Below are 22,263 nucleotides of genomic sequence, written 5' to 3' on the forward strand. Positions count from 1 at the left end.
TATTCGACATTAAATCGGTTCAACTACCTTTTGATTATAATGAATATAAAGTCTGTATTTATTGGCATCCGAGTCGAAATGGTGATTTAGCAAACCAATGGTTCAGGGGTGAAATTGCAGCATTATTTCCAAATAACGCCGAATCATAGCAATAGCCTAAAAGCAATATAATGTATAAGGGCTAATTATATGAGTGTTTTTGGAGATAAGAAGCTTAGCGTACGTTTTCGTTCCATTGGGCTTCAGACCCCGTAAATCAGGCGACAAACAATAAGTAAGTAATCACACCGTAACTGTTTAGCATTATTCACTGCCATGGTTTAGCTTATGAAAATCAGCTGTAATAAAATTACAAATTCATAAACAAAGGAAATATAACAGTATAATATACTACATCAACCTATTGAAAATTAAAGATAATTATAGAATAAGCAAAATAATTTAGTAATAACCTTGGCTAATTCATCTTTTGTAATTGAGTCACTTTCCTAGGAACACATATAGAGCTTTGAATAAAACTTGAGAGCTAAAGATGAGGAGCTGTATTGCAGGTAATAAAAAAGGCACTTTCGTGCCCTATTTATTACCTTGTTCTTCTTGCTTGTTTTGCCTGATTTGCTCGGCAACTATTTTGATTGCTTGTGCAGTACTGATGCCTTGTGACATTAAAGTTTGTATCTTCTCGACAGCAGCCTGCTGCTCTGCATGGGTTAATGGTGGAAAATCATCAAACATAAAAAAGGCTCCTGTTGAAGGAGCCTTACTATAATGACTTGCTTAATAACTCGCAAGGAAGTTAACGTAAGCGCCCATAGCATTCTCATTAGTGTAACTTGCAGCGATATCTAACTGAAATAAATTTAATGGGGAGATGCCGACGCCTGCTGTTATTGTACCTTCGCTATCGTCGTATGCTAAATTCTTGTAATAACCGGCTCTAAGTTTAAGTTGTCGAAGCAGATCAACTTCCCCACCGATACGGATCATTTGCGTATTATCATCGAAATTTTTGTATCGTTCTTTCTCGTTGAGGTCATAGTCAACACTCAGGGTGAAGTAATCGGCAACGATACCAGCACCGACCGTGTATTGAGGACGCATTTCGTATTGATAGCTAATAGACGGATTACCGGATACTGCTGATGGTATAGTTTCTGTTTCTATATCACGCCCTACCAAATCAGTGGCAGCGAAACCGACTCTCAATGGCCCATAGAACCACAAAGCTCCGGCATCAAGGTTAAAAACAGTCTCACCATTGCCATTATCAGCAACATCAGCCAAGTCATAATTTGACATGCTTGCTTCATAAACATAGGTGTAGACACGTTGTAATTTTGGTGTCACACCAAAAGCAAGATGCTGCCCCATAAAGGTTTGGTATTTAGCTAATGTTATCCCCACTTCAGTGACTGCTACTGATACCGCATTAACCGTACTTCTGTCGGCTCTATCTAATGCACACGCCGTTGCATCTGACGGTGTGGAACAAGTTGTCGCTATTTGAGGATTTGAAAACGTTTCGGTATATGCTTTTCCGTAAACGTTAGCCGCAATAAATTGATTCGGAATAGCAAATGCTACAACGCCACCTAACTCAGCATTGAGTATGCTGCCATCGATATGATCTAAGGTAGAATTGAGCTCATCGATGCGTGATGCATCAGGATTATCAAGAATATCCGAAATCGTGTCTAAATCATCTATCATTCCATCTTGGTCGTTATAGGTAAATCCGACGCTGGGAAGAATCATACCAACATCGTCATTGCGGCGATATATTGCAACTAATGCAGGGTTATAAAATGGACCGGTAAGAAAGTTTCCCGAGACAACACCTGCTCCGCCCATAGCATCGCCACGAGCTTCAATTGCATAGTTTGCAGCAAACGCCGCCGGAGCGCTTAGCATTATTGAGAGTGTAAGAAGTTTGATTTTATTTTTCATGACGATATAACGCGTTAGTTCCTTTGCATTTTATAACGGCATATTGTGGACTAACTTTAGCTATTCCTCTACGGAAATATCATATGTCTTGCTGATAACTTGTGACTGCTCAATAGATATCGGGCCTTGCCAACGTAAATGAGTCATTGATACGGCAAGAATGTATCTATCAGGTGGTAGATCAGTGGCTTCTAACATAGTCGGATAATCAGATTCATATTCTTTTGACCACACTTCTTTATATTTGCCTTCTACATAGTCGTACACATTGATGCCTAACTTTGGTAAAGGACAAAAGCGATTAAGAAGTGCGTTTTTATCTACTGTCCATTGATCTTTAGAGGCCCATCGCACCGTTTGTTTCGCTTTACTTTCAGTGAAGATAACCCAAGTACTCCATGATTCTCTATCTGATGTAGAAATATCTAATCGATACAAGCCCATGTCTGGCTTACTATTTAAATTGTATCTTTTAATGAAAGACACAGCTCCGGATGTGACGTTGTCACGAGTTATTTTGCTAAATGTGGTATCACTCGATAAGGGCTTATCCACCCATTGAGTGAGTTGAATAGAGTTAATTTCTTTTTGGCTTTTAGCATCAACCAATACTTGATAGGCATCCCTACCTGGGCTTCGAATATCAAGACGTCGTATATTAATTGATGAGATCCAATCGGGAAGCGGATTTGCATCAAGCCCTTTACCACAATCTACGCTCAGAGCTTGAATTAATAAATCATTAAGATGATTTTTAATACTCTTGTTATGCTCAAGTTGCCAAACTTCCACAAGAGACGCAAACATGTTTTCTAAGTCATTATTTAGAAGACGTTGATGTGCTTGCGTGAGTGGTGAATTATTTTCAAACCACTCTACACTATTAGCAGTTAGTGGCACGCAGCAGAGCGTGCCCACAATAAGTGTTATTTTTTTCAGTACTATTTTTTTCAGTGCTAATTTTCGCATTGACTACGCTTTCATCTTGTACCCAACACCACGTAATGTTTCGATCTCTAAACCGGGCAACTTCTGACGTAATTGAAGGACGTGCGTGTCTACGGTGCGCGTAGTTGGGAAATGGTTGTAACCCCACACATGATCCAACAACTCATCACGCGTAAATACTCGGCCTAAATTACTTGCCAAAAATAGCAGCAAATCAAACTCTGTACGAGTAAGCGTTACAGGGTCACCTTTATAAAAAACATCGCGAGTAGCTTTATCAATAGTTAACTCAGGCAGTACCACTTTAGTATCATCTTGGCCATCTGACTCAGGGGAACGTAGCTGAGCGCGGACACGTGCAAATAATTCGGCTTCAGCAAAAGGTTTTGTCAGATAATCATTAGCACCGGCATCTAAGCCAGCCACTTTATCTTTTACCGTTACTAGTGCTGTTAATAAGATGACAGGAACATCTTTCAACTTTTTCCAATCAGGTAAATGTTGAACAGAATCACCGTCAGGTAACTGGCGATCCAAAATAACTAAATCTGCACTTTCCCAATGCTGTTTAACATCTGCAATTGTTTCAGCATGTAAACATTCATATCCTGCTTGCTCTAAGCTCACTAAAAGACCATCAGCTAGGTTTTTGTCATCTTCAACAAGAAGCAACGTCTGTTTCACAGGGTATCTCCAATATAAAAGTAGTTGGTGGACCAATTAGGGTCATCTTGCCGCCCATTCTGTCTACCATTGATTCTACTATAGTTAAGCCTAGTCCTAAGCCACTTTTACTTACAAATGGCTTGCGTAGGTGACGCCAATCCTTGTTTGTTAATGTTCCTTGGTCGGTCACTTTGATCGTGACAGATTCCGATTTTGTTATCACTTCTAACGTCACCGGAGCAACACCATATTTCACGGCATTGCGAATTAAATTGTCTATGCAGGTGCCTAGCCAATATACATTTAGTTTTGCTGCAACATCATCATTTATAACGAGTTCAATAGCGTTGTTAAACTCTTCTTCAACTTTAAATTGCAGCCATTCTTGCACCGATGGAACCCAGTCTGTTGCAAGAGGTTTATTATCAGACTGCAAATAGTCCTTACTAGCCTCAGCCAATTGCCTTAAGCGACGAGAATCTTCACACAAACGACGAAACTCATCGTATAAGGAATTTGGTAACTGTTCAAATTCTCGTCTAAATCCCTCAACAGTAAGAGAGAGGCTTGCAATAGGAGTTCTTAACTCATGTGTCAGTATTTGCAATACCAACATTCTACTCTTCATCTCTTGTCGTTTGCTATTCCATCGATAAATGGACCAAGCAATTACCAACAAAATATTTGCAATGACCAGCCCGATCATACTCTTACGTAAAAGATCTGAATGATCTTCGATATCCCAGCAAATATTACCTCGTTGTACGAAACATGTATTGTCTGCTGTTGCGATACTGTAGGTTAGCCCCGCTTGTGTTGCGTTTGTATTCCACATTTCTTTGTCAAAAATGTAATATTCATCGCCTTTTCTAAGCCATAGCTCATCCCCTTCGGCAAACATCATCGTACCTGAAATCAGAGCTGTGATGGAATCTTCACCCATGGCTTGTAATCTACCCAATAAACTACGTGGAGATGCTTTAGCTCTCTCTTGGATATGCATATACTGCTCAAGTTCAATCAGCTTATCTGGGTATTTTTTTACGTAACGTTCCGCATACGTCCCCCCGCCAGGATGGATTAACCCACTGCGAGCGAACCAACGTGAAGAGAGCTGAGTCCCTTTGCATGTCGCTCGAGTAAAAACTAATGGTTCAGTTACCAATGGATTTAACGGAAGGTTTCCAGCACAGTTCAACGCAAGTTTATACAGCATTTGAATATCTTTTATTGGATATTCAGCGGTTTGCGGAAGCATACTTTCAGGAGTCAACAGGCGTGTTGGATAATCGGTTTGTATTCCTCTAATATCATAAAAATCAACCGCAGCATCATAATCGAATAGCGACACAAACAGATCGATACGCTCTGGGAGCGAATCTGCATATGTAGTTGCCGAAAGAGTCATTGCAATTAGGGCAAATGTTAATTTTATCGCTTTTATCAATTTGATTATTCATTAAATCATAAGTTCAAAAACTATAACTTATTATGCTAAAAATGAACATGCACCATGTTATATCGATGTCAATAATACATGTTTGCGGTTTTATTGATTGTAATATATACGAAATGGATGATTTTTATCGCAAGTGACATTGTCACTTAAACTTACAATAAAAAGAGCAACACAAAGGTTGCTCTTTTTACAGTGATTGTCATCGACTTATATGTGACTCAGGATGTCATTACAGCTTTGCTTAGCATCACCAAACAACATTTGTGTGTTCTCTTTAAAGAACAGTGGGTTTTGTACACCCGCATAGCCCGTATTCATAGAACGTTTGAAGACGATGACGTTTTGAGCATTCCAAACTTCAAGCACCGGCATACCCGCGATTGGGCTGTTTGGATCTTCAAGCGCTGCCGGGTTAACAGTATCGTTAGCGCCAATAACTAGCACTGTGTCTGTATCTGAGAAATCATCATTGATTTCATCCATCTCGAGAACAATATCGTACGGTACTTTTGCTTCTGCCAACAATACGTTCATGTGGCCAGGCAAGCGCCCCGCTACAGGGTGAATACCAAAACGTACATTGACACCAAGTGCTCTAAGCTTCTCGGTAATTTCATACACTGGGTATTGCGCTTGCGCGACCGCCATACCATACCCTGGAGTGATGATGACAGATTTAGAGTTTTTGAGCATATCCGCTACGTCTTCTGCATTCGTTTCGCGGTGTTCACCCTGCTCTTCATCTTCGCTAATAATCACTTCTTGACCAAAGCCACCGGCAATAACACTAATGAAAGAGCGATTCATTGCTTTACACATGATGTACGAAAGAATAGCACCAGATGAGCCCACCAATGCACCAGTCACAATCAACAGATCATTTGCTAGCATAAAGCCAGCTGCTGCTGCTGCCCAACCTGAATATGAGTTCAACATTGAAACAACCACTGGCATATCAGCACCGCCGATAGACGCCACTAAGTGATAACCAAATGCAAAAGCTATTAGCGTCATTACTATCATTGCGAACATGCTGCCATCAGCATTAATGAAGTGAATCATAAGCAGTGTTGAAACAATAATCGCAGCCAAATTCATTTTATGCTTATGAGGTAAGTTTAGCGGCGATGATTTAATGATACCGCGCAACTTACCAAAGGCAACAATCGATCCTGTGAAGGTTACTGCGCCGATAAATACGCCGATGAACACTTCAACCAAATGAATAACATGTTCAGCATGAGTTGTAACTTCTGGCGCGGCTAAGTAACTGTTGTAACCAACAAGCACAGCAGCCATACCTACGAAGCTGTGAAGAATCGCAACCAATTCTGGCATTTCTGTCATTTCTACTTTCTTAGCAAAATGAACACCAATACCACCACCAATCACCATTGCGATGATAATCCAGGTAAAGCCTTCAGCATTAGGGCTAAAAATAGTCGCAATCAGTGCGATTGCCATGCCCGTAATCCCGTAATAGTTACCTGCTCTAGCTGATTGTTGTTTTGATAAGCCAGCCAAACTCATGATAAAGAATAAAGCAGCGACAATATAAGCTGCTTGTACTAATCCTGCAGACATTGCTTACTCCTTTAGTCTTTGCGGAACATTTCAAGCATACGTTTGGTAACAGTAAAGCCACCAAATATGTTTATGCTTGCGATAAGAACGGCGATAAATGCCAAGAAGCTCACAAAGCCATTACCTTGACCGATTTGCAGCAATGCGCCAACCACAATAATACCTGAAATAGCATTAGTAACAGACATAAGCGGTGTATGCAGTGAATGAGTTACGTTCCATACCACGTAATAGCCCACAACACATGCAAGCACAAATACAGTGAAGTGCCCTAAGAACGCAGCTGGAGCGACACTTGCCACCCATGCAAATGCACCAACACCTACAGCTAATCCAATGATATTCTTGGTTGGTGACGTCGGTTCTTCGGCTTTCGCTGTTTTAGGTTCTACTTTTTTCGGTTTTGCTTGAGGTTGTGCCGAAACTTGGATTGGTGGCGCGGGCCAAGTGATTTCGCCTTCTTTCACCACAGTGACACCACGCAATACCACATCTTCGAAATCAATGTTGATATTGCCGTCTTTTTCTTTACACAGTAATTTTAACAAGTTAACTAAGTTTGTTGCGTAAAGTTGCGATGATTGCGTTGGTAAACGCCCAACCATATCGGTATAACCAATCACTTTGACACCGTTTGGTGTTGTGATCACTTGGTCTTTTACTGTGTATTCACAGTTACCGCCGTTAGCTGCTGCCAAATCGACAATCACGCTCCCCGCTTTCATTGAATCCACCATTTCTTTGGTGACTAATTTGGGTGCTGGACGTCCTGGAATAAGAGCCGTCGTGATAATGATATCGACATCTTTTGCTTGCTCTGCATAAAGTTCTGCTGCTTTTTTATTAAAGTCGTCAGACATTTCTTTTGCATAGCCGTCGCCAGAGCCTGAGTTTTCTTGGTAATCAACTTCCAAGAATTCAGCGCCCATAGACTGAACTTGCTCTTTTACCTCTGGTCGGACATCAAATGCGCGGACAATTGCTCCTAGGCTACCAGCAGCACCGATGGCAGCCAGACCTGCAACACCAGCGCCAGCAACAAAGACTTTCGCTGGCGGCACCTTACCTGCCGCGGTAATTTGTCCAGTAAAGAAACGACCAAACTCATGCGCGGCTTCTACTACTGCACGATAACCAGCAATGTTGGCCATTGAAGAGAGTGCGTCTAGCGATTGAGCACGTGAAATGCGAGGTACAGAGTCCATGGCTAACACGTTGATGTTTTTCGTGGTTAGTTTTTCCATCAACTCTGGATTTTGCGCTGGCCAAATAAAGCTGACTAATGTCGCACCTTCTTTAATAAGGGCAATTTCATCTATCTCTTGACTCGAAATCGGAGCGTTAACTTTTAGAATTAAATCGGAGTTCCAAACGTCGTCTTTTGACACGATGGTTGCTCCAGCTTGCTCGTAAGATGCATTATCGAAACTGGCAAGATCACCTGCTTGTGATTCGATTGCAACCTCAAAACCGAGTTTGATTAACTGCTGAACCGATGAAGGAGAAGCAGCGACTCGCGTTTCTCCCGCGAGTATTTCTTTTGGTACACCAATCTGCATAGCAATTCCTTGACTGTTGGCACTGTGAATATTCTTTTTTTATCTAACGCCTAATTTAAACACAAGATATTTGTAATAATATTTTAGATTTATTGGTTAAAACGTTAACTAGCGACTGTTTATCAGTTTTATTGAAAATACAAAGCGTTTATTTCATGTAAGAGTTCAAACCAGAGGCAAGTATTGAATTTACGTAGTGCCAAAATAAATAAAGAGCCACAAGATTATCCGCTTATAGCTCTTACATTTATGATTTCTGTCAACGACTTGGTGAGTTATTAAAAGATCCGACCAGACATTTGATCTATAAACATTTGTGCTTTCTTCAGCATCAGTTCTTCAGCGTCTGCTTTGTTCGACAGTACATCAGAGCGAATGAAACGGTGAGTTTTAAGTTCGCCGTCTTCTTCTTTTGTTATTCTGCCAGCGATTCGGTATTGACCCCCTTCAGGAATGACCTCTTGGTAAATCAAAAACTCTTTGTACTCTACAGGTTCAACCGACGCTTCTTTTGCTTCTGATTTACTACCGAAAAAACGAGAAAAAAATCCCACGCTAACTCCTTAAGGTAAGTTTTGATGTTTGTGTCCCAAAATAGGTTTTTCATACCATTCCAAATCAGCACCTTCGTCGAATTGTGTTTGAGACATAACAGTAGGTATATCCGCATCGCGCTCCTTACGTCTATCATCAATAATCATGCTCTCTGCTGCTTCTACCGCAGCTAAAGCATTTTGTTTTAAAATGACGAGGCGTTCTTCTGGCAATGCGGAGAGAAAATCAATATCAAAACGGATATAAATGGGACGTAGCTGACTTAAAGCCAGGCACGCTAGGTCTGCTAACTGGTCGTGAGTATATGTCGTAGCATACTTGTCTTGTGCGATTACTTGACCAACAAGTGTTTCCATATAATTGTGTACTTCAACATTCAGTTGCATATGAATTCTCCTAAACCGATCTGTCGGTGTGATACATTCAAACAAAGCTATTGCATCGATGATCTTTAATCAACCGAAGAACGAGTCAACTTGCGTAATCTTTGCTCAAGCGCGCTCTTTTATAACTAAAGATGAGTAAAATGCTTGGAAATTCATTGAATAACGGCATTTATTACCAACAAATCATAGATCAAAACAATACAAGCAAGCGCGCTGATGACACGCTTTATCAAGCTAAAAAAACGAGGAGCAACCAGGTTAAAATAGCTTATTAATCTTGATTGAAAAATAGGACTAAGCTCCCTCCTTTAAATGCACTACCATAGTTGAACGTTAATCCCAAGCCTATGTTGTCGACAAAACTCACTTTAAAAGGTGGTGTCATTAACCAACCTACCGTTGCTTCATAGTATAGCGTTGTCCCTAACGGCTGAGAAACATCACTTCCAACGTCGACTCTTCTGACAGTGCTGTATACAGACTGAATAGAATGACCGAGCTGACTAAAATCGTAAACGACAGTGGCACTATTTACCCAATACCAACCTTCAGGAGTCCCTATTTGACCATGATTAGCATTTCCCCAGCCATAACCATAGAAGTAGTGTCCACTAGAAGATAACTTCCATTTTCCCCAATTTTCATCTTTTTTATAATTCAACTTAATATGGGGTTCGTAGATGTTTGCCCATGCAGAGGTATTAAACAACACGCCATCTAAATGAGATGTATATGACTTACCTGTGGCACTGTTGTAATCCATCATATTCTCATAACGCATAAGATGGATACCTATACCCGGAGAAATAGACCAATGCTCGTCAAGCACGTATTCATAACGATAAGCCGCATATACATCGGCAATTATTTGCCTGAAATCATCTTCAACCATCTCATCAGCCCAACGAATTTTCTCTTCTGTTGCTAAACCAGAAAGCCTAAAAAACACTTCGTGTTTATTTAAATCTTCTTCATCATTAAGGCGAAACGATAACGGTAAGGTAGAGATACCGTACTTCTTTCGATTGGCTACGGAATCTTCAGTACCTAACTCTGGGTTATCGGTATTGAAAAGCTCATTGGGATTAAAGTCTTTTATACCAACGGTGAACACGTCACTATCACTCAGCACGACTGTGTATGCGAAACTTTGCTCAAAAAACTTTTGAACAACGTCAAACCCTCGAGCCAACGCATGATGGGCAAAAGTCAGTGAACAAAATGGTAGCGCACAATATGATAGTAAGACAGCTCGTTTGTTAAACACAGAACACAAATCCTTTGTCTCTGAATGATCGATGGAATGTTAATGGAAATATCTATTGATAGTAATAATTTAGCAGCATTAAAAGGAAATGCGATCTCGCACATTGAGAAAAGTGGCAATATCTCAAACCTGTGGCTAATCTTGGAGTGGATACAATTCAGTGGTTAACAATATTTTAAAATTTATAACGATTAGCGTGCTTTCCCTGAAGGAACTAAAAGCAAGTATAAAGGAAGTCTAGGGATGGAAGGATCATGCCAAGAAGAACATTCGATGTTTGCGAGTAAATGGTTTGGCGTAATAACAAAGTCAGTGTTAATTATCGTTGCATGGGTCATTTTGTGGCGCGCTGCTGCTTTGATGGAATATGCTCCTCATGCCAGTATTTGGTTTCCACCTTCGGGTGTTACCTATGCCATATTTCTCATATTGGGCTGGAAAGCCATTCCTATTGTATTGGTCGCATCTGTCAGTGCGACATTTTGGGAAAATAGTATTTATCAAGGACAACAGAGTTTTTCCACTTTACTTATCACCGGGTTGCTATTTGCAACCGTGCATTGCTTATCCTATTGGATTGGTGCCGCCATCTTAAGAAAACTAAGCCATACGGGAAAGACTAATCGTATACCCTACTTAATTCTGATGTTCCTAATTATTGCAGCAAGCTCATCGCTTGTTGCAGCAATCGCTGGAACGAACAGCTTGGCTATCACAGGTATAATTGCGTCCAATGAAATAATGTCTATCTGGGGGCCTTGGTGGGTTGGCGACCTCGTCGGTGTTGTTGTTGTCGCACCACTTACGGTCGGTATCCTTGCCCGCTTTTATCCCGATGAAAGCCAGTGGTTAATTGAAAATTTCACATCCATTTACCAACAAGCACCAATTGACAATTACCTATATAAACAAACAATTGCAATTGTTTTGCTAGCATTAATCAGTGTGTTAGTTGCGATATATCCTTCCTCAGGTGTGGTTTTTTGTGTGTTTTTCTTGGGTATAGCTCAGATGTGGATAGTTTTTACTGAAAGTGCAGGGAGAGCATTTCTCAGTTTAGCGTTGTTGAGTACTTCTACCGCCATTTTAATATCATGGTTACAATTAGATAACCATGCAATGGTGTATCAATTCACCATCTCATTGCTTGCTGCAAACACCTATTTTGGCTTGTGGGTGCCACACATTCTTATCGACAATAGAAACCTAAGAATACTCGCTGAAAGGGATGTTTTAACGGGTGCGCAGACTCGTCAGTTCTTCATAAAAAATGTCAGAAATGAAATAAACCGTTGCCGGAGATTTGACCAACCGCTGTCTCTCACTTTATTTGATATTGATGGTTTCAAACTGATTAATGACACTTTAGGCCATACCATTGGCGACAAAGTACTGACATTAGTAGCGCAGCATGTGAGTAAAGAAATAAGACCTGCGGATCTCATTGGACGTTTTGGTGGTGACGAATTTATGTTGTTGTTGCCCGGAGATGATTTGTCACATGCTATTCAAGCCGCAGATCGGATTAGAGTTAGTATTGAAGCGACGAAATTTCCGTCTTTAGAAAAAAAAGTGACCTGTAGCTTTGGTGTCGTCGAAATCGACATTCAAGACACGTTTGTATCCGCTTTTGAAAGAGCCGACAACTTCTTACTTGAAGCCAAGAAAGCAGGGAAAAATAGAGTAAAACCTTCTGCTATTTAAAATAAATACGGGCTTATCCGTTACGTTGTAGCAAATAAACCCGCTAAGTTAAACCACGGTGCTCTTCTCGACCAAAGGGACAGCTTCAGTCAAATTTAGTGTCTGTTAAGCATCAGGTTTAAGTGCATATTTTCCCGAACCTAAAAACATCGTCGCTAAAGCCGCAAACAAGTAGACGGCTACACCCTCAACAGCCCACGCCCCTACTTTGTTTAAAGTAAAGAAGTTGTCCATGTGCATTAGGTAAATAACCATTAAACAGGTGCCAATTACCACGATTGAAGATAAGCGAGTAAAAATACCAGCAATAATCAAAATAGGGGCAACAACTTCACCCAAATACACGCCATAAGCGACAAAGGCGGGCAGACCATTTTTTACCAACATACCTTGGATAAACTCTGTTCCACCGTGTAGTTTGTGGATCCCGTGCAATAAAAACATAAACGCAAAACTGACACGTAAAATCAATTTGCCCACATCGGGTTTTGCTAATAGCTTATCGACTTGATTTAAAATTTCGTTCATGACAACCATCCTTTTAGGTCTAATGATCCTTACTATAGAGAACCATCACCTACAGCATCACCCAAAAGTATTAATCATCTTCATCAATTTTTCCGAATAATACTATTGATACAAATCATGTAATAAAACGTCATCTTAATATATACACCGCACAACGCTAATGAATAACAATTCATCATATTTAATTATCTTTTCGACAAATTTTTTTTGGTTTCATCGCGACATTTTTTATTGCATGGGAAAAAGTATGACTTTATCATCGCCCTGCTTCTTGATGATAGCCAATCCGAGTACATCACAGTAGTTTTGTGGCAAGGCGATAGAGCAACTATCCAAGAGTGACTTTGACGGCGCAGACGCGCTTTTATTGACGCTCCACTTTTCATCATCCAAGACCATGAAAAGTGCCCTATTACTTTGGAGAATTGCTATGGCTAATTCAGCTTCTGTATTGGATTTTCAATCTTTTTCTTCTCAAGCGCTATCGGCAGAAACCATCGATCTAATCGAAACTTCTGTTGCGCAGTTTGGTGCTCCTTTGCTTATGCTTGATTGCGATATTATTCGCGCTCAATACCGTGCACTAAGTAATGCATTGCCAAATGTAGTTTTACACTTTGCTCTAAAACCGCTACCTCATCCAAATGTGGTTAACACACTTTTACAGGAAGGCGCATGTTTTGACTTAGCCACAACGGGTGAAGTTGAATTGGTGCAACAACAAGGTGTACCTGCCGAACGAACAATCCACACTCACCCAATTAAGCGTGATAGCGACATTCGTGACGCATTAGCGTACGGCTGCAATGTATTTGTGGTGGATAACTTAAATGAGTTAGAAAAATTCAAACCTTATAAAGATCAAGTTGAATTACTCGTTCGTTTGAGCTTCCGTAACTCTGAAGCCTTCGCTGACTTGTCGAAAAAATTTGGCTGTTCTGCTGAACAAGCGCTTGTGATTATTGAAACCGCAAAAGAATGGAACATTCACATTAAAGGTCTGTCTTTCCATGTCGGTTCTCAAACGACTAATCCGCAAAAATATGTGGATGCAATTCGCAGTTGTAAAGAAGTGATGGATGAAGTTTTCGAACGTGGCTTACCTGCATTGAGCACATTGGACATTGGCGGTGGTTTCCCTGTTTCTTACACAAAACAAGTGATGCCAATTGATCAATTCTGCATGCCGATTAACAAAGCATTAAGTGAGTTACCAGAAACCGTTCAAGTGATTGCAGAACCAGGTCGTTTTATCGTTGCACCAGCGGTCACCAGTGTTGCTTCAGTCATGGGGCAAGCTGAACGTGAAGGCCAAATTTGGTACTACCTTGATGATGGTGTATATGGTTCTTTCAGTGGTTTGATCTTCGACCACACTGAATACCCTATCGTGACATTGAAACAAGATGGCGAATTCGTACCTAGTGTACTGTCAGGCCCAACATGTGACAGCATTGACGTGATTGCCGAAAACATCATGTTGCCTAAGCTGGAAAATGGCGATTTGGTCATCGGTCGAGTGATGGGTGCATACACAAGCGCAACTGCAACAGATTTTAACTTCTTCAAACGCGCACAAACCATTGTGATTAATGAGTGTGAAGAAAATAGCCAACGCATGATTGGCTAATAAATGGTAAAAGTTAAAAGCTCCCTATTTCAAGGGAGCTTTTTTCGTTTCATACCATTCAATGAGTTTGTATTCCAACACTCGCCATATGCCGAGCAGTAATCAGAGACTTGAAGCACATAAATTTTGAATACTGTTGCCTATTCGACACTTATCATTTGAACCGATACGTTGTATGGTACGCAGTCTTGACCGGATATAAACTCCAACTTCCGTAACCGTGCGCATTTACAATAGAGAGTATTCATAATATGTCACAACGTAACATTAAATTTATCGCGACCGATATGGACGGTACACTTCTAGACGGACACGGACAGCTCGACCCAGAATTTTTTAATCTCCATCCACGACTGGTGGAAAAAGATATTCTTTTTGCAGCAGCCTCTGGACGTCAGTATTACAGCTTGCTGGACACATTCTCCGACGTGAAAGATCAAATCATGTTTATCGCTGAAAATGGTACTTTAGTGATGTACAAAGGCGAAGAACTTTATAGCCTACCCCTTGAGTCATCGGTAATTCATGGTTTGATTGAAACAGCCAGAGGTATCGAAGGTGCGCATATTGTTTTGTGTGGTAAACGCTCTGCTTATATAGAAACAGAGGATCTTCGAGCTCGCGAAGAAGTTCAGAAATACTATCACCGTTGCGAAACAGTTGAAGACTTAACCACCATTGAAGACGATTTCTTAAAGGTTGCTATTTGCCATTTTGATGGCTCAGAAAAGCACATTTACCCAGTGATCAATTCAGCGTTTGGTGATACACAGAAAGTCGTTGTGAGTGCGAAAATTTGGCTAGATGTTATGAACTTAGCGGCTTCAAAAGGCGATGCTATTGAGCATTTGCAACAACAACTTGGTTTTACACATGAACAGACCATGAGTTTTGGCGATTATTTTAATGATGTTGAGATGTTGCAAGCAAGCTATCACTCCTACGCTGTAGAAAATGCTCACGATGGCGTTAAGGCGCATGCCCGCTTTCGTGCACCAAGTAACAATGAAAGTGGCGTGTTGGTTGTGCTTAAAGAACTGTTGGCTGAACTGAATTAATCTGCATACGCATTTCAGTCAGATTTTATTGTAGGCTTTGGAATATAGCGATTTAGACGGTCGGCTTTTCGATTCTTAGAAAAGAAAGCTTCGAGCTCAACATAAATACCCGGGTTAAGCTTATAGTCGTACTCTCTGGGAAGTTCAAATTGTGGTGTCACTGTTAAGAACAACCAGTTTTTATACAGTTTGCGTATCCACGATGCAGATAACCAGATATTACTCACCTCATCTTCATCGTAAGGATAAATGCTGATACCGAAGGAGTATTGCATTAAGTTCTTCTCATTCACTCGATCGAAATATTGAACTTGATGCAAAACTTCCCACTGGTCGTCTTCATAAAGATATTGAGCACTTGAGCCAATTTTGAATATCTTCCCCTCAAGCTCATTCACATCATAGTAAAAATTTAGAGAACTTAGCGTCCCCAACCCTTTGGAATTAAAGTAAAAGAACTCCTGATTCACCTGTGTCGTCCAGCTTTCGGACAACTTCCCTACTCGGTAAATTTCCGCCCGAGCAAAGGGATCAAATGGCAAGCGTATCTTGATACCTAGATCAAAACTGGTTTTCCAGTGACTAATCTGTTCATCTTGGAGTCGGATACCACCAAAAGCACCCTTTGAATTTGAGCTTGAAGAGCTTAACCCACGTTGTTTACTTTCCAAATCATCGTAATCATCGGGGTCCGTTTCAAAAATAATTTTCCAGTTATGTTCCGTATGAGGTAAATCAATGCGCACTGAAATATTTTCATCACTATCGAAATAGCCACGATGCGAGTACTTGGCTGATGTTCTAATTTTGATATAGCTTTTGTTTAGAATCGGCTCATCCTCTTCGTCTTTCGCTAGACCATGGTCGATAAACTCACTAAAATCCAGCACCATCTGAGAAACAAAATCGTTGGTCTCATCAACCCACGACATATCTTCTTCAGACAAAGGGACTGAATAACGTAAGTCTGAGTTCGATCTGTCGAATTCAGACGCATCTAGAACGGGTCCGGTTGGTATTGCTAACGCATAAAAAGGCAGAGCTGTCAGTATTACAATGTAAGCTTGTTGAGCTATTACTTTGTAAAGTGTTCTTCCCCAAAAAACCTCAACAACCTCTGAATTTTGATGCTCAATACCTGTACATTGACAAATATTTTTATGCAACATATCTCATTATTATTTTTCTTGTTTCAGTTAGGACAATTTCATTAATTCGTATAGATTTAAAATATGGTTGTCGGTTAACCAGCCTTTAAATGTGAGTCTTATGATAATTAAACATTTAACGAATTTATTACTGCTCTCTTTTGTTGCTTTCACTGACCACGCGCAGGCTATTGAAGGTGTAAATGGCGAATTTTCTGTTGATATTGGGCCGGTTAACTTAGGTCAGGTGGTCATGTCATCTACTTGTAAAGATAGCACCTGTTTTTATAAGTCGCGTGCATATGGTGCTTTTTTATTTATCAAAGCCAATGTGATTGAATTGGGCTCCTATCAAGAGCAAGATGGTCAAATCATTCCACTATCCTCCAATTACTCAGAAAGAATAGGTTCAGATAAGGAGGCTTATTCCTACAACTTTAGTTCATTAGAAATCACAGACCAAAACAGCAAAGCTAAGGTTTCAGAGCTAAACAAAGAAGCTTACCCATTTGTTCCATTACTTAACCAAGTGACTCTTGATTTGGCTCGTGGAGGGCTTAAAAAATCGTATCAGTATGTATTGAAAGAAAAGGTAAAAGATGTGGAAGTCGATTCTTATTCGACCACCAAAACAGACAAAGGGATTCAACATCGTATAACGGTAAAAAACAAAAACCGAGAAATGGAATTCTTATTCATCAATAATGGCGATAGCCTGCAGTTTGAAGAATTCAATTATCGAGGATTCAGAATGTCGCGAATGAAATGACCATCAATAAATCTTGATTTATCACCACAACTCTTTGTTTAAAAATACAAAATGCGTTGGTCAGTTATTTATTAAACTTTGAACGATTTTCTTAACTAATTTTTCCAGGCACTCTTTCGAGGGTTTGGTCGTGGCAAAAGATCGAAGCCCGTAGATGTTCATGACGAGAAAATCACTGAGCAACTCACAATCTGTATCAGTGTCAATTTCGCCATTCGCCTTTGCAATATCAAGCTTATGCTCAATATTTAGTTTCCACTGATTAAGCATTTCACAGATAATTTGCTCAACTTCCTCATCTTGCTGCTCAAGTTCACTCAATGACTTCTGCAGTAAGCAGCCTTTATTTTCATGACACTCTTTGGATTCGATGATGTCATTAAGATAAAGCTCAAAACCCTTAAGAATAGAATGCCCCTCAGCAAAAAACTTTTCAAAGGACTGAGACCTGGTTTGTGCGTAATGATTTAAAGAAGCAAGCAATAATCCACGTTTATTTTCGAAAGCACAGTATATCGACCCTGGGTGCAAGCCCGTTGCTCTTTTTAAATCCTGCATACTGGTTTTGTTATAACCTTTAGCAATGAACTCATTCATCGCAGAGCGTAATACATACTCTCGGTCAAATTCTGCACTTCTCATTATACGTTGCTCGATAGCTTTAAGAGCCACTAAGTGTACTGGTTTAAATACTCATTAACAATGATACTTGAATGAATGTTCAAAAAATAACTTGAATGTTCATTCAAGAAAGGGTTAGCATGTGCACATAAAGTCCAAATAAGCCATGTAAGGAACATGCAAATGACAACTAAACTATTTGAAAGTTATAAGCTCAACGACAAAATCACTCTTAAAAACCGCATTGCTATGGCGCCTTTAACACGCTGTATGGCTGATGCGAATCTAGTTCCTACCGAAGCAATGGTTGAATATTATGCAAAACGCGCCGATGCGGGGTTGATCATTTCTGAAGCAACGATCATTCGTCCTGATGGTCAAGGCTATCCAAATACTCCTGGGCTATATAGCGAAGCTCAAATTGAAGGTTGGAAGAAAGTCACAAATGCAGTTCATAGCAACGGCGGTAAAATTTTTGCTCAGCTTTGGCATACTGGTCGCGTAGCGCACCCACACTTTTGGGGAGGTGAATACGTATTAGCACCTTCAGCTGTCGCATTTGAAGGAACAGTCCCTCGTATGCGTGAGTTGGTTTATACCGTACCTAAAGAAGCAACCAACGAAGAAATTGCACAGTTAGTAGAAGACTACGCACAAGCAGCGCAAAACGCTATCGATGCGGGCTTTGATGGTGTTGAAATTCATGGTGCTAACGGCTACTTGATTGACCAATTCTTACACTTCGATACCAACCATAGAACGGATGAATTTGGTCAGACTGCAGAAAACATGTCACGTTTCCCTCTTGCAGTGATTGATGCTGTAATTGCACGTATAGGTGCAGAATTAACAGGGTTACGAGTATCACCTGCAGGCTATGCCCATATGGCTACAGATGCACGCGATCGTCAGGTGTTTGATTACTTCTTAAAAGAAGTAGAAAAGCGCGATTTAGCTTACCTGCATGAAGGTATGTTTGATGACAGCATGGAGTTCGATTTCCTAGGCGGTAAAGTGTCAAAATACATGCGTGAAACCTATTCGAAAACTCTAATGGCAGTTGGCGGATATGACGCAGAAACAGGCGCTCAAGCGATTGAAGATAACAAATTCGACCTGTTGGCGATTGGTCGCCCATTCATCGCAAACCCTGATTACATTAGCCGTGTAAAAGAAAATAAAGAACTTGTCGCTTATGATGCTGCAATGTTGGAGACCTTAGTATAAGGTTTTAATAATTCAAATAAGTTAACGTCCCGAAATGGGTCGTTAACTCATCTCATAATTAACCTCACATATCTCAACAAATGGAACAGTTTTCGTTGTTGTGCTTTTACATTCAAAAATAAACCTTAGTACCAATTAGCATTCCAATAAAATGAAACGTATCGCAACAAAACCTCATATGGTGCTATATTCGCTCTAGTTATTGGCTGCTAAATATATCAACTCATTAGCAGCAAAGGAATTTGAATAGGGTAATGCTGTGGAACTACAAAATCTTTCTCGTCACGAACTCGCCATCGTTAGCAAGTTATTTGGTGCACTTTTCTACTACCCACCAAGAGATTTCAACCAATTTCCTTTTGGTACTTACTTTGAACAAGATGAAGTAGAAACGCCGATTAAAGAAGTTAATCAAGTGTTAAACAGCTTTAAGTTTACCAATCAAAAAGCGTTACAAGACGAATACGACCGACTATTCATACTTCAAGATAACATGCCTGCTCCACCTTGGTCTTCCATGTATCTCGACCGAGAGTCAATTCAGTTTGGTCAGTCGAGCAAAAAGTATTGTGAATTTATCGAACACTGTGGATTAGGGCTACGTGAAGAGGCAGATGATCCTGAAGATCACATTGGTTTGATGCTAATTATTCTAGGGATGCTTATTGAAGATGACCAAGAACAACATGTAAAAGAAATGCTAGGTGACTATTTGGTTACTTGGACTGGGTATTATTTCTCAAACTTGAAGAAATGTTCACCTGATAGCGTTTATTCAGAGCTCGCTGAAAAGACTCAGAGATTGTTAGAACTTCTTTGTACCAGTTATTCCGCACAAGTATTGATTAAAAACAACTACTTCCATCCCACTTATAGTTGAATCCTTTCTACTATCCTGCCAGAGGGGCTATGCAGCAAAAGGGGGATGGCTTCCTCTTATAATTCGCGACACAATGGCGCAAATACTGAGACCAATAACATGCTGAACACATATCAATAGTACCAACTGCATCACAATTACAACATTTCATACTGTTCGAATATTACACCATTGTTAGATTATTTTTAAAACAAATGTTGGGTAAAAACAAACCACACCGAACATGAAACAGGCTTAATATCCACAATAAAAACAAGTATATGAATGGGTTTTATAGCAATTATTTTTAGTCGCAATTAAAATATTGTTAAAATTTTATTTAAATTTGTGTAACAATAAATTCTGTTTTAGTTGTTTAGTTACAACTCATAGCAACTAAAATGGGAGTTTTCTACAGACAATGCTCAAACCCAAAAACAAATATAATCTCGAGCATAAACGTGTCGCTGGCTGTAGAAAATTAATCATAGATAAACACTTGTAATGTATGCGATTTAGAGAGATTTAGGCCCAAAAATGAGTAACGTAACTGGTCAAAAAGGATTCAACCAGCTTAGTACTAATGCTGCTGACAAACTGGTCGATGTGGTTTTAATTGGTGGTGGTATCATGAGCGCAACGCTCGGTACCTTTATCCAACAATTGGAACCTAACTGGTCTATCGAAATGTTTGAGAGATTAGATAAAGTCGCTGAAGAAAGCTCCAACGGATGGAATAACGCAGGTACAGGTCATTCTTCCTTAGCTGAGTCAAACTACACACCTCAAACTTTCGAGGGTGAAGTTAAGATGGGTAAAGCGATAGATATCTATGAGCAATTCCAACTTTCCCGCCAATTCTGGGCCTATTTGGTTCAAGAAGGGTTAATCCAAGATCCGAGCTCCTTTATTAATAGTGTGCCACACATGAGTTTTGTGACCGGCGAAAACAACGTAGATTTTCTTCGTAAACGTTTTCAAACTCTTCGCAGTTCGCCACTGTTTGATGGTATGGTCTACTCTGAAGATAAAGAGCAAATTAAGTCATGGGCTCCATTGATCATGGAAAACCGTGATGAAAACCAACCGATTGCCGCTACACGCTCACGTTTTGGTACTGACGTTAATTTTGGTGCTTTAACTCACCATATGATTGACATTTTAGGTCAGAATGAACACTTTTCGTTAAGCACGAAGCATGAGGTGAAAGCACTGAACCGTCAGTCTGATGGCAGTTGGAAGGTAACCGTTAAAGACCTAGAAAACAACACCTCTCGCACCGTTCATACTAAATACGTATTTATCGGCGCTGGTGGCGCGTCTTTAACGCTACTACAAAAGTCCGCTATCCCTGAATCACGTAACTACGGTGGTTTCCCTGTTGGTGGACAATTCCTCGTAACAGAAAACCCTGAGATCGTTAAGCGACACCGCGCCAAGGTGTACGGTAAAGCAGCGGTAGGCGCTCCACCAATGTCGGTTCCACACATGGATACCCGTTTTATTGATGGTAAAGAAGTGGTTCTTTTCGGGCCATTTGCAAGCTTCTCTAGTAAGTTCCTGAAAGAGGGATCTTTGTTCGATCTATTCGGATCCGTGACATCATCGAACCTACTTCCAATGACACAGGTTGGACTCAAGAGCTTTGATTTGATCAAATATTTGCTTAGTGAATTGCTGCAAAGCAACCAAGACCGAATGAAAGCACTTAGAGAGTTCTTCCCTAACGCAAAATCTGAAGATTGGACGCTATGGCAAGCAGGCCAACGTGTTCAGATCATTAAAAACGTTACAGGGAAAGGCGGTGAACTTCATTTAGGTTCAGAACTTGTGCACGCTGCAGACGGCAGCCTAACTGCACTTCTTGGTGCTTCACCTGGTGCATCAGTTTCAGCAGCGGTTATGATTGAACTACTACAACGCTGTTTTGCTGAACAGATGGCAACAGATGAATGGCAAGAAAAAATCAAGCAGATGATCCCATCTTATGGACTAACGCTTAATGAGCATCCCGAGTTGAATCAAGAGATTTTGCTTAATACAAGTAAAATTCTTAAGCTTTCTCAAGACCTTGTTGAAGTCCGTTCAGCAAAAGAAGATCCAGAAGATCAGCAGCAACAAGTGTTTGCAACCATCGCTTAATTAACACCCATTTTTGATGAAAACTAACGCATACTTATGTATGCGTTAGTTTTTTATTTACTCGATCTCTCGTAGCAGCACCACGTTTTCGTTCTGTGAGCTCGTTTAAATTCGACATTAAAAAATGAATCGCTTTCGATTTTGTTTGGCTTAATTTCCAAGGTTACAACATGCTGAAAGTGGCAAGATTGCGCTTTCGATTATGT

At 40.3% G+C, this 22,263-nt stretch carries 20 protein-coding genes; 7 read left to right on the plus strand and 13 right to left on the minus strand.

Going from position 1 to position 22,263, the window contains the following annotated elements; genetic code table 11:
• Positions 1-576: 576 nt before the first annotated feature.
• The 10 genes from ACK5MF_RS15130 to ACK5MF_RS15175 all read right to left on the minus strand — a co-directional run bounded on the left by ACK5MF_RS15130 (position 577) and on the right by ACK5MF_RS15175 (position 10,371).
• Entirely contained in the window at positions 577-735 is a 159-nt protein-coding gene (locus tag ACK5MF_RS15130; protein WP_416923412.1) for a YoaH family protein, read from the minus strand.
• A 42-nt stretch (positions 736-777) separates the two neighbouring features.
• The gene (locus ACK5MF_RS15135) at positions 778-1,947 is read right to left on the minus strand and encodes a conjugal transfer protein TraF (protein ID WP_416923413.1); all 1,170 of its coding nucleotides are present in this window, start codon (positions 1,945-1,947) and stop codon (positions 778-780) included.
• A gap of 60 nt (positions 1,948-2,007) precedes the next feature.
• A complete protein-coding gene (locus ACK5MF_RS15140; RefSeq protein WP_416923414.1) occupies positions 2,008-2,916 on the minus strand; it encodes a DUF2861 family protein in 909 nt (302 codons plus the stop codon).
• A gap of 3 nt (positions 2,917-2,919) precedes the next feature.
• Complete coding sequence (gene vxrB, locus ACK5MF_RS15145; protein ID WP_416923415.1) at positions 2,920-3,579, minus strand: response regulator transcription factor VxrB; 660 nt, start codon at positions 3,577-3,579, stop codon at positions 2,920-2,922.
• On the minus strand, positions 3,554-4,969 hold the full coding sequence (vxrA, locus tag ACK5MF_RS15150; protein ID WP_416923437.1) for a sensor histidine kinase VxrA: 1,416 nt from the start codon (positions 4,967-4,969) through the stop codon (positions 3,554-3,556). Before vxrA ends, vxrB begins: the two co-directional genes overlap by 26 nt.
• 258 nt (positions 4,970-5,227) lie before the next feature.
• Positions 5,228-6,604 carry a Re/Si-specific NAD(P)(+) transhydrogenase subunit beta gene (gene pntB, locus ACK5MF_RS15155; RefSeq protein ID WP_416923416.1) on the minus strand — a complete coding sequence of 459 codons (1,377 nt, stop codon included), beginning with the start codon at positions 6,602-6,604 and terminating at the stop codon, positions 5,228-5,230.
• 11 nt (positions 6,605-6,615) lie between these two features.
• Positions 6,616-8,163 (minus strand): Re/Si-specific NAD(P)(+) transhydrogenase subunit alpha, encoded by a 1,548-nt coding sequence (locus ACK5MF_RS15160; RefSeq protein WP_416923417.1) that lies wholly within the window; start codon positions 8,161-8,163, stop codon positions 6,616-6,618.
• Between the two features lie 278 nt (positions 8,164-8,441).
• Positions 8,442-8,717, minus strand: a complete 276-nt coding sequence (locus ACK5MF_RS15165) for an HlyU family transcriptional regulator (RefSeq protein ID WP_102941431.1) — start codon at positions 8,715-8,717, stop codon at positions 8,442-8,444.
• Positions 8,718-8,726: 9 nt separating this feature from the next.
• The gene (locus ACK5MF_RS15170; protein ID WP_416923418.1) at positions 8,727-9,104 is read right to left on the minus strand and encodes a late competence development ComFB family protein; all 378 of its coding nucleotides are present in this window, start codon (positions 9,102-9,104) and stop codon (positions 8,727-8,729) included.
• Positions 9,105-9,375: 271 nt separating this feature from the next.
• A complete protein-coding gene (locus tag ACK5MF_RS15175) occupies positions 9,376-10,371 on the minus strand; it encodes a Solitary outer membrane autotransporter beta-barrel domain (RefSeq protein ID WP_416923419.1) in 996 nt (331 codons plus the stop codon).
• Between the two features lie 243 nt (positions 10,372-10,614).
• Between ACK5MF_RS15175 and ACK5MF_RS15180 the strand changes: the two genes are divergently transcribed.
• Positions 10,615-12,075 carry a diguanylate cyclase gene (locus ACK5MF_RS15180; RefSeq protein ID WP_416923420.1) on the plus strand — a complete coding sequence of 487 codons (1,461 nt, stop codon included), beginning with the start codon at positions 10,615-10,617 and terminating at the stop codon, positions 12,073-12,075.
• Between the two features lie 105 nt (positions 12,076-12,180).
• On the opposite strand, the gene ACK5MF_RS15185 is transcribed toward ACK5MF_RS15180, so the two are convergent.
• Positions 12,181-12,603: a DoxX family protein gene (locus ACK5MF_RS15185; RefSeq protein WP_416923421.1), complete on the minus strand. Its 423-nt coding sequence runs from the start codon at positions 12,601-12,603 to the stop codon at positions 12,181-12,183.
• 430 nt (positions 12,604-13,033) lie between these two features.
• Here ACK5MF_RS15185 and ACK5MF_RS15190 point away from each other — a divergent pair, with 430 nt between their 5' ends.
• Positions 13,034-14,233: a type III PLP-dependent enzyme gene (locus ACK5MF_RS15190; protein WP_416923422.1), complete on the plus strand. Its 1,200-nt coding sequence runs from the start codon at positions 13,034-13,036 to the stop codon at positions 14,231-14,233.
• Between the two features lie 251 nt (positions 14,234-14,484).
• A complete protein-coding gene (locus ACK5MF_RS15195) occupies positions 14,485-15,291 on the plus strand; it encodes a Cof-type HAD-IIB family hydrolase (RefSeq protein ID WP_416923423.1) in 807 nt (268 codons plus the stop codon).
• Between the two features lie 14 nt (positions 15,292-15,305).
• Here the strand turns inward: ACK5MF_RS15195 and ACK5MF_RS15200 are convergent, their stop codons facing one another.
• Positions 15,306-16,460 carry a hypothetical protein gene (locus ACK5MF_RS15200; RefSeq protein WP_416923424.1) on the minus strand — a complete coding sequence of 385 codons (1,155 nt, stop codon included), beginning with the start codon at positions 16,458-16,460 and terminating at the stop codon, positions 15,306-15,308.
• Between the two features lie 100 nt (positions 16,461-16,560).
• Here ACK5MF_RS15200 and ACK5MF_RS15205 point away from each other — a divergent pair, with 100 nt between their 5' ends.
• Entirely contained in the window at positions 16,561-17,208 is a 648-nt protein-coding gene (locus ACK5MF_RS15205; RefSeq protein ID WP_416923425.1) for a hypothetical protein, read from the plus strand.
• Positions 17,209-17,268: 60 nt separating this feature from the next.
• Here ACK5MF_RS15205 and ACK5MF_RS15210 read toward each other — a convergent pair whose 3' ends face one another.
• Positions 17,269-17,850, minus strand: coding sequence for a TetR/AcrR family transcriptional regulator (locus ACK5MF_RS15210; protein WP_416923426.1), 582 nt, complete (start codon positions 17,848-17,850; stop codon positions 17,269-17,271).
• Between the two features lie 162 nt (positions 17,851-18,012).
• Between ACK5MF_RS15210 and ACK5MF_RS15215 the strand changes: the two genes are divergently transcribed.
• The 3 genes from ACK5MF_RS15215 to mqo all read left to right on the plus strand — a co-directional run bounded on the left by ACK5MF_RS15215 (position 18,013) and on the right by mqo (position 22,057).
• Positions 18,013-19,056, plus strand: a complete 1,044-nt coding sequence (locus ACK5MF_RS15215) for an alkene reductase (RefSeq protein WP_416923427.1) — start codon at positions 18,013-18,015, stop codon at positions 19,054-19,056.
• A 259-nt stretch (positions 19,057-19,315) separates the two neighbouring features.
• A complete protein-coding gene (locus tag ACK5MF_RS15220) occupies positions 19,316-19,936 on the plus strand; it encodes a molecular chaperone TorD family protein (RefSeq protein WP_416923428.1) in 621 nt (206 codons plus the stop codon).
• Between the two features lie 516 nt (positions 19,937-20,452).
• Entirely contained in the window at positions 20,453-22,057 is a 1,605-nt protein-coding gene (gene mqo / locus ACK5MF_RS15225; protein ID WP_416923429.1) for a malate dehydrogenase (quinone), read from the plus strand.
• The last annotated feature ends 206 nt before the right edge of the window (positions 22,058-22,263 follow it).

Source organism: Vibrio sp., from assembly GCF_047973365.1.
Classification (GTDB): domain Bacteria; phylum Pseudomonadota; class Gammaproteobacteria; order Enterobacterales; family Vibrionaceae; genus Vibrio.